Here is a 12,158-nt window from a genome sequence, read left to right as displayed (position 1 = left end):
CCAGGTTGAAGAACTCGCCAACAAATACCATAAACTATACCTGTTGCTGCGGCGGGAAGATGCGAAACAGGAACTCAAAACAGGGCGGATACTTACTTCTATTGGAGCTGTCTTCTAGGTTATTGGAATAGGTCTGACATTATTGAGTCTATTGTATTTCTCGAATGGTTCTTACTTAGTGTATTATGGCTTGATTGGCTTAGGCTGTGGGCTCCTCTACAAAGGAAGTATAGCTAAGAAAAAGGAAATAGCATGCTGCAACAGAGTTGATGACTGCTTCATATAAATACAAGAGCGGTTCCATCAAATACACTTGATGGAACCGCTCTTGTATTTATATGAAGCAGTTACGCGCCGGCCGTCACGGCTACTTTGGGCGCGCCGGCCAGGATGTCCTCGTTGGCGAAATCGGCGTACTTGCGGAAGTTCACCACGAACTTCTCGGCTAGGTCGGCGGCCGTGCGGTCGTAGGCTTCCTGGTCGGCCCAGGTGGTGCGCGGGTCCAGAATGTCGGTGGGCACACCAGGCACTGCGGCCGGCATTTCTACCCCAAACACCGGATGCTCGGTGAAGGCCACGTCGTTTAATTCCCCGTTGAGGGCGGCCGTAATCATGGCGCGAGTGTAGGCCAGCTTCATGCGGGAACCGGTGCCGTAGGAGCCGCCCGTCCAGCCGGTGTTGACCAGCCACACGTTCACCTCGTTTTCCTCCATCTTGCGGCCCAGCATCTCGGCGTACTTGGTGGGGTGCAGGGGCAGGAATACGGCCCCGAAGCAGGCCGAAAACGTGGTCTGGGGCTCTGTGATGCCCATTTCCGTGCCTGCCACCTTGGCCGTGTAGCCGCTCATGAAGTGGTACATGGCGTGGCTCTTATCCAGCTTGCTGATAGGAGGCAGTACGCCAAACGCATCAGCCGTCAGGAAGAAGATGTTTTTGGGTGCCTGGGCCACCGAAGGCTCAATGGCGTTCGGAATGTAGTGGATGGGGTAGGCCGTGCGGGTGTTTTCCGTTACCGATTTGTTGGCGTAATCCACCGTGTGGGTGCCGGGCACGAAGCGCGTATTTTCCACGATGGAGCCAAACCTGATGGCATTCCAAATTTCGGGCTCCTTCTCCTGGCTCAGGTCAATCACCTTGGCATAGCAGCCGCCCTCAAAATTGAAAATACCCGCGTCCGGCGTCCAGCCGTGCTCATCGTCGCCGATGAGGCCTCGGTTGGGGTCGGCCGAGAGGGTGGTTTTGCCCGTGCCCGACAGGCCAAAGAAGATGGCCGTGTCTCCATCCCGGCCCACGTTGGCCGAGCAGTGCATGCTGAGCGTGTTGTGCTGGTGGGGCAGCAGGTAGTTGAGCACGCCGAAAATGCCCTTCTTCATCTCGCCGGCGTAGCCCGTGCCGCCAATCAGAATCATCTTCTTCGAGAAGTTGAGAATGGCAAAGTTCTTCTGGCGGGTGCCGTCCACGGCCGGGTCAGCCTCGAAACCAGGGGCGCAGATGATGCTGAAATCGGGCGTCCAGCTAGTGTCAGCCCCTTCGGCAGGGCGCAGGAACATGTTGTAGCAGAACAGGTTGTGCCAGGTCAGCTCGTTCACCACGCGCAGCTTCAGCTCGTAGTCGGGGTTCGCCCCGGCGTAGGCCTCGCGCACGTACACTTCCTTGTCGGCCAGATACTGCACCATTTTCTGGTGCAACTGGTCGAATTTGTCGGCTTCGAATGGGATGTTAATGTCGCCCCACCACACCGATTCGGCCGTAGTGGCATCTTTCACCACAAACCGGTCTTTGGGGGAGCGGCCGGTGAACTGACCGGTATCGGCCATCAGGGCGCCGGTATCCGTGAGGGTGCCTTCGCCCCGGCGCAGGGCGTGTTCTACCAGCTCGGCGGGAGTGAGGTTCAGGTGCACCTGCGCAGCGTGGGAAATGCCCAGGGGTGCGAGGCGAACGTTGGCGGCGGAATCCATCATAGTAAAGAGCCGAAAACGGGTGGGGATTGGGTGGGAAAATGGGGGAACTCTAGAACAAAAATAGGTAAAAACCCGAGGCCTGTACGGTGAATACGGAAAAACAGCGAATTTTCGCTTGTGTTTTTTCTTTAACAACGAACGTTTGTCAGTTGGCCTGGGGCTGAGTTGGAGCCTTTCGGTTGGGTTGAGAATCTTTTGTAGCTTTACAAACCTGCCCTGCGGTTGCAGCCGCGGGCTTTTTCTTTCCATCCTCTCACTTTTCCCTTTTTCATGCAAACGACCTCTGCTGTGCAGGAGCAGCCCACTATGCGGCAAAGCCACCCCCCCGGACTGTACCTTCTTTTCTTCACCGAAATGTGGGAACGGTTCAGCTACTACGGTATGCGGGGCCTGCTGGTGCTCTATCTGACCAAAACAGCTCTTGAGGGCGGCCTGGGTATTCCTGAGGCCAGTGCAACGCTCATTTACGGCTATTTTACCGGTTTCGTGTACTTTACGCCCATCATCGGGGGCTGGATTGCCGATAAGTTTATCGGCCAGCGGCGGGCCATTCTCATCGGGGGCCTCACTATGGCTGTCGGGCAGTTTTTCCTGTTCATGCAGCCTTCGTTGTCCACGGAAGGCGCTGCTTTTGGCATGCCGTGGCCAACGCTGGTGGGCCTGCTGATGCTGATTCTGGGTAACGGTTTCTTCAAGCCCAACATTTCCACCATCGTAGGCAAACTTTACGAGCAGGGCGACCCGCTGCGCGACGCGGCCTTTACCATTTTCTACATGGGCATCAACACCGGTGCGTTCATTGCGCCGCTGGTGTGCGGTTTCCTGGCCGAAAACCTGTTTGCCACCAAGAATGCCGCCGGCGAAATCATGAGCTACGGCTTCCGTTACGGCTTTATGGCGGCTGGTATCGGCATGCTTATCGGGCAGTTGGCCTTCAATCTGCTGGGTAAAAAGTACCTGGGCGACGTGGGACTGTATCCCGAAGGCCAGGGGGCCGACAAAACCAAGGTGGCCGTGAAGGAGCCGCTAACCAAGGAAGAAACTGACCGCATGGCCGTTATCTTTATTATTACGCTGTTTGTGGTGTTCTTCTGGGCCGGCTTCGAGCAGGCGGGTTCCTCGCTCACGCTGTATACTGATAAGTTCATTGACCGGAACGTGGGCGGCTTCCTGATTCCTACCTCGTGGTTTCAGTCGGTAAACGCCGGCTTCATTGTGCTATTGGGCGCGCCGGTGGCTGCCCTGTGGGTGATGCTGGGCCGCAAGGGCAAGGATCTGAGCATTCCCGTGAAAATGGGTCTGGGTATGATTCTGCTGGGTGTGGGCTTCCTGTTCATGGTAGGTGCCGTGATGGAGCGCGGCGGCGATGTAGCTGACCAGAGCATCAAAGCCAGCATCTGGTGGCTGATTGCCACGTACTTCTTCCACACAGTAGGCGAGTTGTGCCTCTCGCCGGTGGGCCTCTCCATGGTGTCGCGCCTCTCGCCGCCGGCCCTCACGTCCATGCTCATGGGCGTGTGGTTCCTGGCGCCCTTCGTAGCTCAGATTGCCGGTGGCTACATTGCCAAGTACGTGGAAGAGTTGGGTGCCCTCACGGTGTTCGGCCTGATTGCCGGCTTCGTGATTTTCGCCGGCCTGGTGCTGGTATTGCTGGCACGCAAGCTCTTCCACATGATGCACGGCCGCGGCTAAATCACGGATTTATACGGATTCTTCGGATTTCGTTACCTAATCTACACAGAGAAAGCCCCGCTGGACATTGGTCCGGCGGGGCTTTCTCTGTGTAGCCATGGACTACGAAACGCAGCATGCCCCATGCTTTTTGGTGGTGACACGCCGTAACCCGTGCGCCGACTGCCAATTCGCCAAATGGGCAGGAGTTCTGCTGTTGGTCATTATCGGATTCAGCAGCCATTTCATCCGCAAAAAAATAAGCGCCCATCCGCTCAACGAAAACAAAAAGCCCCGCCGGATCAGAGTCCAGCGGGGCTTTTGTCTAAGCAAAGGGCTTAGCGGTTGATGCTTACATCATACCGCCCATACCACCCATGCCACCAGCAGCGCCGGCACCGGCACCACCTTTGTCATCTTCGGGCTCATCCGAAATAACGCACTCAGTGGTCAGGAGCAGGCCAGCTATAGAAGCGGCATTTTCCAGGGCCAGACGCGTTACTTTGGTGGGGTCGAGGATACCGGCAGCCATCAGGTTTTCGTAACGGTCCTCGCGGGCGTTGTAGCCGTAGTCGCCTTTGCCTTCACGCACCTTCTGCACTACCACCGAGCCTTCGCCACCGGCGTTCTGCACGATGGTACGCAAAGGAGCCTCCAGGGCGGTACGGATGATGTTCACACCGGTACGCTCGTCGCCGTTGTGGGTGTCCACTGCGTCCAGCGCATCGAGGGCACGCACTAGGGCCACGCCACCGCCGGGTACCACGCCTTCCTCAACGGCGGCGCGGGTGGCGTGCAGGGCATCGTCTACCCGGTCTTTCTTCTCTTTCATTTCTACCTCAGTGCTCGCACCTATGTAGAGGATAGCTACGCCGCCCGACAGCTTGGCCAAACGCTCCTGCAGTTTCTCCTTGTCATAGTCAGAAGTGGTTTTCTCGATCTGCGACTTGATTTCGTTTACGCGGCTGGTGATACCGTCTTTCTCGCCCCGGCCATTCACGATGGTCGTGTTGTCTTTATCGATAATCACCTTCTCAGCCTGACCCAAGTACTCCAGCGTAGCGCTGTCGAGTTTGTAGCCACGCTCTTCGCTGATAACCGTACCGCCCGTCAGAACGGCAATGTCTTCCAGCATGGCTTTGCGACGGTCACCGAAGCCGGGAGCTTTCACGGCGGCAATTTTCAGCGAGCCGCGCAGCTTGTTTACTACCAGTGTAGCCAAGGCTTCGCCGTCCACGTCTTCGGAAATGATAACCAGCGGCTTACCGCTCTGTACCACCTGCTCCAGCACGGGCAGCAACTCCTTCATGGTGCTCACCTTCTTGTCGTAGATGAGGATGTAAGGGTTGTCGAACTCGGCCTCCATCTTCTCCGGGTTGGTCACGAAGTAGGGGGAGAGGTAGCCACGGTCGAACTGCATGCCTTCCACCGTTTTCACTTCGGTTTCGGTGCCACGGGCTTCCTCCACAGTAATCACGCCTTCCTTACCTACTTTGTCCATGGCGTCGGCAATCATTTTGCCGATTTCCATGTCGTTGTTGGCCGAAATAGCGCCTACCTGGGCAATTTCCGAGGAGTTTTCGATTTTCTTCGACTGGGCCTTCAGGTTGGCCACTACAGCTACAACCGCTTTGTCGATGCCGCGCTTGAGGTCCATCGGGTTAGCCCCGGCGGCTACGTTCTTCGAGCCGGCCGCGTAGATGGCCTGGGCCAGTACGGTAGCCGTGGTAGTGCCGTCACCGGCCTGGTCGGCGGTTTTGCTGGCTACTTCCTTCACCAGCTGAGCACCCATGTTTTCTACCGGGTCGCTCAGCTCAATCTCCTTGGCCACGGTCACGCCGTCCTTGGTGATGCTGGGCGCACCGAATTTCTTGTCGATAACCACGTTGCGGCCTTTGGGGCCGAGGGTTACCTTTACGGCATTTGCCAGTTTGTCAACGCCGCGCTTCAGCTTGTCGCGGCCTTCTGTATCGAATTGGATGTTCTTAGCCATCGGGTAATTACGGTTTGGAAATCAGAGAGAGGGGAAAGGAAAGCCGGATTGGCTTACAGCACGGCGAAAATATCCGACTCCTTCATGATGAGGTAGTCTTTGCCGTCGATGGTGATTTCGGTGCCGGCGTATTTGCCATAGAGCACTTGGTCGCCCACGCTTACCTGGGGCTTGAGGGTGGTGCCGTTGTCGGCCACTTTGCCTTCACCTACGGCTACTACTTCGCCACGCTGGGGCTTCTCCTTGGCCGTGTCGGGGATGATGATGCCCGATTTGGTTTTTTCCTCGGCGGCGGCAGGCGCGATGATTACGCGGTCAGCCAGCGGTTTGATGCTAAGCGACATATTGTACGTTTTGGTTGAAAGGTTTACCTGAAACAAGGTGGTGAACCGGGGGCTACACTTCCTATGCCAGCCTGCCGAAACCTGACAGAATGAACGCCGCAGGGCGCTTTTTGGCCCTAATTATACCGGTGGCCTGTCAGCTTTGGCAGAAAAAATGGCGCGCTTGGGTAGCACTCAGCATGCCAGGTACCGCCATACTAGACCGAAGCAGCCTGTCCTCACCGCTTTCCAGACCTGGCAACAGCAAAAAGCCGGTGGCTCCTTGTGAGAGGAACCACCGGCTTGCAAGCCTGGAAAAGGCAAAAACTAGTTGGCAGGAGTCGGAGCAGGCTGGGCGGCCGGAGCGGCAGCGGGGGCCGCCGTTGGAGCCGAAGCACCGGGAGCGGCCGGGGCAGGAGCGGCTGGAACCGGCGCGGCCGGGCCACGGCTTTCGAGGGCTTTTTGTTGGTTGATGCTGCGCACCGGACCCGTGGCCGAAGAGCCGCCTATTACGTGGGTGCCTAAGCTCAATACCATCAGGCCGATGGCGAAACCCCAGGTGAGTTTTTCCAGCAGGTCGCCGGTACGCTTCACGCCCATAAGCTGAGCTGCGCCACCCGCGCCAAACTGGCTGGAAATTCCGCCGCCTTTGGGGTTTTGCGCCAGCACGACTACGGCCAGCAGGAAGCAAACAAGAAGAATCAGGGCAATAAGAGCGTAGTACATCTACTCCGAAGGTTGTTGCAGTTGTTGTATTTGGTCGGCAAAATACGCCTTTTTTTCGGGCTGGCGTTCCATCAGGCGCTCATATATTTCAATGGCTTTGTTCTTTTTGCCCTGCCGCACCATGATTTTGGCCAGACTTTCGGAGGCCAGAGCCGGGGCAGCGGTGAGGCTACGCACCGATAAATCGGCCTGCTCGGCGGCTGGTAGAGGCACGCCAACGGGGGATTTGATCCGAGGCTTGGTTTTGAGGAACTGGTTGATCAGGTCCAGCGAGGAGGCCGTGGGCTTAGGCTGGTGGGCGCGCATGTGGGCCAGCAGCAGCGCATCGGGCTCGAAGAAGGCATCCAGGGGCAAATCCAGCGTGTAGCCGTCGTGGGGTTGCAAGTCGTAGCCCAGGCGGCTGCCGGCGCCCAGGCTGTAGCCCAGGTTTTTATCAGTGCGGAACGGCTCCGTGACGGCGGGGGCAGACTTGGCGGGCAGGGTGCTGAGCGTGGGCAACTCATCATCTTCGTCCTCCAGATCTGGTAGCTGATATCCTGAGGGAACCGGTAACTCTGGCTCACTCAGTCCGAACTCAAAGCGGGAAATTCCCGCTTCCGCCGGCGGTCGGATGGGCGGAGCTACGGCTGGCAGCAGGTCACCATCAGCCGCTGCGGGCGCTTCAGCTGTCGGTTTTTCCGTGAGTGAGGCAGCGGGTTGTTCCTGAGCGTCTGCCTCACTTTGCGCGGTCAGCACCGGCTCTTCTATAGGAGAGGTGCCGGAGCCTTCCTGTAGAGCAACTGGTTCTATAGCTGCTGATTGCTGAGGCGTAGCGTCGTCATTAAGTGCTATTTCCTCGGGAACTTCGGCGGCTGGCGAAGCGGAAATAGCTGGCGCTTCATCCGAAGCGACTGGCTCTGCCGAAATATCCTCAGTAGCTGCTGCATCGTCGGCAACTGTTGCATCTGCTGTCTGCTGTGCTTCTGGCTGTTCCTCCGGCTCGATGATAGCTAATGTTTCCTCCACCGTCTGGGCCACCTCATATATCGGCGATTCAGCTTCCAGAACTTCCGCAGTCGGATAAACTGGTGGCAGTAGCTCAGGCGTCGTATCGGCGGCTGGTAGCGGTGCGGAGGGCTCTGCTATGGTAGTTTCCCGCTCGTAAAAAGCCGGAATAGCAGCCGTAACGGCTGCCGCGGCAGGTACTGTGGGGGCCTCAACAGCGGCCAGAGTAGCGGCGGGTGCGGCGGGCTGCTCCAAAAGCTGCCGCAGCAATTCCCGGTCAGCGGCGTAGGTAGCGGCGCGGCGCAAGCGTTGACCGGCCAGCATGCTGCCCCGGTCGTGAGCAGCTTTGGCCAGCAGCAGGTGGGCCGTCTGACAGTACGGAAACGCGGCCGCCAGTTGTTCCAGCTCCCGGACTTCGGTATCCGAAATGCCGTTTACGTGGTCCAGAATATGCAGTAACGACGCGCGGGTCATGCGGTAGGAAATAGGTATCGGCCCGTAGTCCTCAAGCAGGAGGTGCCGGGCGGGGCCGCGTAGGGTGCAAAAAACGGGAACAGAAGCAGGGAAACGGTCTTGCCAAACGAGGCGCGGGGCGCAACAATACGCCAATTTAGGCAGTAAACCGCGTCGCCGGGGCACTTACCAGTTGGCTACTGATTTATTAAAGGCGTCCGTGATAATATTGCGAAACAGCTCGCGCACGGCCGTGGGGTCGTTGTTGATGCTGGTAATGTCGCGGGTAGCGGGGAAGGGCCGGGTGGTTTGCAGGGTTTGCTCGAAGTCCTGCTTGGGGTCCTTGGTGTTCGTGAATTTCACCCGTACCTGAATGGTGAGTTGGTTGGCTCCGGCCTGATCCTGGCCGTTGGTCTGCTGAATGGCGGCCGGCGCAAAGTCGTAGGCAATGATCTGGCCTTCAAACTGCAGGTCGCCGTCGCGGGGCACCAGTTTCAGCGACGTATTGCGCTGAAAATAGTCTTTGAAATCCTCCGTGAACCGTGGCCCGAGAAACGAGGGGCCGTTGTTGGCGTTATTGGCGAAGGTGGAAATGGAAATCGTCTTAACGTTCGGGTCGATGTTGGTGCCGCTGAACGAGTAGATGCCGCAGCCGCTGAGTAGGATGCATAAGCTACTGGCTATTAGCTGATAGCTGATGGCTTTCCGGCGGGCAGAAGAAAAAAGGCTAACAGCTAACAGCCAACAGCCAGTAGCCAGCAGCTTACCACCACTATGCTTGTTCCAGGTCATATTGCTTGAGTTTCCGATAGAGGGTGCGTTCTGAAATGCCCAAATCATGCGCCGCGTACTTGCGCTTGTTATTGTGCTTCTTCAACGCTTTAATAATCATTTCCTTTTCCTTGGCCTCCAGGCTTAGGGTTTCCTCCTCCGTTTCGTGTGGAATGTCCTCCACGCGCTGCACTTCCTCCTCGTAGTCGGTCGAGTCGTCCACGTCCAGGTCGCGGTGGTGCAGGATGTACTCGGCGGGGCTGGCTTCGGGGCCGGCCGGGCGCAAAGGGCGGGCTCCGTTGCTTTCGTAGGGCGATACGCTCACGTTGCTGAACAGGTGGCTGTTCTGGCGCAGTAGCTCCTGGGTTTCGGAGGGCCGCTGACCACCGGCCAGGTCCAGGACCAGCTTCTTGAGGTCGGTCATGTCGCGGCGCATATCGAACAGGACCTTGTAGAGCAGGTCACGCTCCGAGTAGGCGTTGCCGGCCCCGTCGGTGGCGGTACCGGCGGCGTGCACCAACATAGGCAGGCGGCTGCTCTGGTCGGCGGGCAGGTAGCCCCGCAGGCGGCGCGCATCCACCTCCCGCTCCGTTTCCAGCACTGACATCTGCTCGGCCACGTTCTTGAGCTGGCGGATATTGCCGGGGAAGCGGAACCGCTGCAGCTCCTGTACCGCCTCGCCTGACAGGCTGATGGGCTTTACCCGGTAGCGGTCGGCAAAATCTGTGGCAAACTTTCTGAACAGTAAGTAGATATCATCACCACGTTCACGCAGTGGTGGAACCGTGATGGGCACCGTGTTGAGGCGGTAGTACAGGTCCTCGCGGAAGCGGCCTTCGCGCACGGCATCCAGTAGGTTCACGTTAGTGGCGGCTACCACGCGCACGTCGGTCTTCTGCACTTTCGAGGAGCCCACGCGGATAAACTCGCCGTTTTCCAGCACCCGCAGCAGGCGGGCCTGGGTGCCCAGCGGCATCTCCCCAATTTCGTCGAGGAAGATGGTGCCGCCGTTGGTTACCTCGAAGTAGCCCTTGCGGGCTTCCTGGGCTCCCGTAAACGAGCCTTTCTCGTGGCCGAACAGTTCCGAATCGATGGTACCTTCGGGAATGGCGCCGCAGTTGATGGCAATGAACTGCCCGTGCTTGCGGGGCGAGAGGGCGTGAATAATCTTGGAAAACGACTCCTTACCGGAGCCGCTTTCGCCCGTAATCAGCACCGTCATATCCGTCGGGGCCACCTGCGCGGCCACCTGAATGGCATAGTTCAGCGTCGGCGCGTTGCCGATGATGCCGAAGCGCTGTTTGATGCTTTGTATTTCAGAAGGTGTCAAGTCGGGAGGGTTTTCGTAGAGTAGACGAAAAGGCGGGGTAGTTTATTTTGGTATAGAAGCTTAGAAATTATTGAGCAGCCTCATTGTAGTCTGGTTGGCTGGTGGCATATCTGATTTTGAGCGTATCCCCCACTTTGTAAGAGGGGTCCCTAGTGTCACCGATATACGTCTTGCCATTTACTCTGAAAGAGTATGAGTAAGAAAATGAACGGGATACTGGGCTATTTCCGAAGAAATTCTTCTTGTTAATAACAACAGCAGAAGTGGTTGCCAGCGTTGCGGACAGCGTCTGCTGCCGCTTTGCGCCCTTCAGGAGAGTATGTGCAAAGTGGCCAAATATGAAGAGCATTAACGTCAAGGCCAGCGCACTAGATAAGGATGGCCACGGTCTCCTTTTGAGCCGATGCTTCTTCTTATTGCTAGCTTTTGCAGAAGCCATGAGAGTGCTCCTAAATTGCTTCGCCCAGCAGCGTATTCGTGGTGGACTCGTGCACGAGTACGTCCACGTAGTCGCCTTTTTTGTAGTGCTTTTTGGGGAAGATGACGACCTGGTTCTGGCTGTTGCGGCCGCTCAGGTGCTCGTCGCTGCGTTTGGAGAAGTTCTCGGCCAGCACGCGGTGCACTTGGCCTACGCCGCGCAGGTTGCGCAGGCGGCTGTGCTGCTGCTGCAGGGCAATAACTTCGGCCAGACGACGCTTTTTCACTTCCAGCGGCACATCATCCTCCAGCTTGCGGGCGGCCAGCGTGCCGGGGCGCTCCGAGTAGAAGAACATGTAGGCCATGTCGTAATGCACGTATTCCATCAGGCTCAGCGTGTCCTGGTGCTCCTCCTCAGTTTCGGAGCAGAAGCCCGAAATCATGTCGGTGCTGATGGCGCAGTCCTCGCCCAGAATGCGGCGGATGGCCTGCACGCGTTCCTCGTACCAGGGCCGGTCGTAGGTGCGGTTCATCAGGGCCAGCACCCGCGAGTTGCCGCTTTGGGCGGGCAAATGGATGTACTTGCAGATGTTGTCGTAGCGCGCCATTGTGTGGAGCACTTCGTCGGTGATGTCCTTGGGGTGGGAGGTGGAGAAGCGCACCCGCAGCTCGGGGCTGATGAGGGCCACGCGCTCCAGCAGCTGGGCGAAGTTCACCTGCTCGGAGCCGTCATCGGCGGCCCACTTGTAGGAATCCACGTTCTGGCCCAGCAGGGTCACTTCCTTGTAGCCCTGGGCCACTAGGTCGCGGGCTTCCTGCACGATGCTGTGCGCGTCGCGGCTCCGCTCGCGGCCCCGGGTGAAGGGCACCACGCAGAAGGAGCACATGTTGTCGCAGCCGCGCATGATGCTGATGAAGGCCGTAATACCGTTCGAGTTCAGGCGCACCGGTGTGATGTCGGCGTAGGTTTCCTCGCGGCTCAGCAGCACGTTCACGGCTTTCTGGCCACCATCCACCTGCTGAATCAGCTGGGGCAGGTCGCGGTAGGCATCGGGGCCTACCACCAGATCCACCAGTTTCTCTTCTTCCAGAAACTTGCTTTTCAGGCGCTCGGCCATGCAGCCCAGCACACCCACCAGCAGGCCAGGGTTGCGCTTTTTGTGGCCGTTGATCTGAGAGAGGCGCATGCGCACGGTTTGCTCGGCCTTCTCGCGGATGGAGCAGGTGTTGAGCAGTACCAGATCAGCCCCTTCCAGCGAGTCGGTGGTGTCGAAGCCTTCGTTGAAGAGGATGCTCGACACGATTTCCGAGTCGGAGAAGTTCATCTGGCAGCCGTAGCTCTCAATGTAGAGCTTGCGGCTTTTGCCCGTGCGGGTGGCCGGGTTCACGCGCACCTCGCCCGAGGGCTCGTGGGCGTGGGTGGCGGCATCCGTGGCGGGGGTGGGCAGCGCGGGGGTATCGAGGAAATCGAGGGTTATCAGCGGTTGGGACATGGGAAAAGGCCTTTGGCAGGCAGCACCTTCACAGTT

At 58.1% G+C, this 12,158-nt stretch carries 9 protein-coding genes; 1 reads left to right on the top strand and 8 read right to left on the bottom strand.

All coding sequences use genetic code 11. From position 1 onward, the window contains the following. Window positions 1–347 precede the first annotated feature (347 nt). Window positions 348–1,961, bottom strand: a complete 1,614-nt coding sequence (pckA, locus tag HSW_RS13040; protein WP_044002291.1) for a phosphoenolpyruvate carboxykinase (ATP) — start codon at window positions 1,959–1,961, stop codon at window positions 348–350. A 270-nt stretch (window positions 1,962–2,231) separates the two neighbouring features. On the opposite strand from pckA, the gene HSW_RS13035 reads away from it, so the two are divergent. After that, on the top strand, window positions 2,232–3,653 hold the full coding sequence (locus tag HSW_RS13035) for a peptide MFS transporter (RefSeq protein WP_052346411.1): 1,422 nt from the start codon (window positions 2,232–2,234) through the stop codon (window positions 3,651–3,653). A 331-nt stretch (window positions 3,654–3,984) separates the two neighbouring features. On the opposite strand, the gene groL is transcribed toward HSW_RS13035, so the two are convergent. From groL to miaB, 7 genes are all read right to left on the bottom strand, one after another. Beyond that, entirely contained in the window at window positions 3,985–5,625 is a 1,641-nt protein-coding gene (gene groL / locus HSW_RS13030) for a chaperonin GroEL (protein WP_044002290.1), read from the bottom strand. Window positions 5,626–5,678: 53 nt separating this feature from the next. Next, a complete protein-coding gene (gene groES / locus HSW_RS13025) occupies window positions 5,679–5,969 on the bottom strand; it encodes a co-chaperone GroES (RefSeq protein ID WP_044002289.1) in 291 nt (96 codons plus the stop codon). A 306-nt stretch (window positions 5,970–6,275) separates the two neighbouring features. Then, window positions 6,276–6,674 carry a preprotein translocase subunit SecG gene (secG, locus tag HSW_RS13020; protein WP_044002288.1) on the bottom strand — a complete coding sequence of 133 codons (399 nt, stop codon included), beginning with the start codon at window positions 6,672–6,674 and terminating at the stop codon, window positions 6,276–6,278. Continuing rightward, entirely contained in the window at window positions 6,675–8,132 is a 1,458-nt protein-coding gene (locus tag HSW_RS13015) for a hypothetical protein (protein ID WP_044002287.1), read from the bottom strand. Between the two features lie 165 nt (window positions 8,133–8,297). After that, window positions 8,298–8,903, bottom strand: coding sequence for an LptE family protein (locus HSW_RS13010; protein WP_081768402.1), 606 nt, complete (start codon window positions 8,901–8,903; stop codon window positions 8,298–8,300). Continuing rightward, the gene (locus HSW_RS13005) at window positions 8,884–10,212 is read right to left on the bottom strand and encodes a sigma-54 interaction domain-containing protein (protein WP_044002286.1); all 1,329 of its coding nucleotides are present in this window, start codon (window positions 10,210–10,212) and stop codon (window positions 8,884–8,886) included. Before HSW_RS13005 ends, HSW_RS13010 begins: the two co-directional genes overlap by 20 nt. A 449-nt stretch (window positions 10,213–10,661) precedes the next feature. Beyond that, window positions 10,662–12,122, bottom strand: a complete 1,461-nt coding sequence (gene miaB, locus HSW_RS12995; RefSeq protein ID WP_044002284.1) for a tRNA (N6-isopentenyl adenosine(37)-C2)-methylthiotransferase MiaB — start codon at window positions 12,120–12,122, stop codon at window positions 10,662–10,664. Between the last annotated feature and the right edge of the window lie 36 nt (window positions 12,123–12,158).

The sequence above is a fragment of the Hymenobacter swuensis DY53 genome, assembly GCF_000576555.1.
Taxonomy (GTDB): domain Bacteria; phylum Bacteroidota; class Bacteroidia; order Cytophagales; family Hymenobacteraceae; genus Hymenobacter; species Hymenobacter swuensis.
The sequence above is the reverse complement of the archived record's forward strand: the minus strand, read 5'-3'. Positions and strand labels throughout refer to the sequence as shown.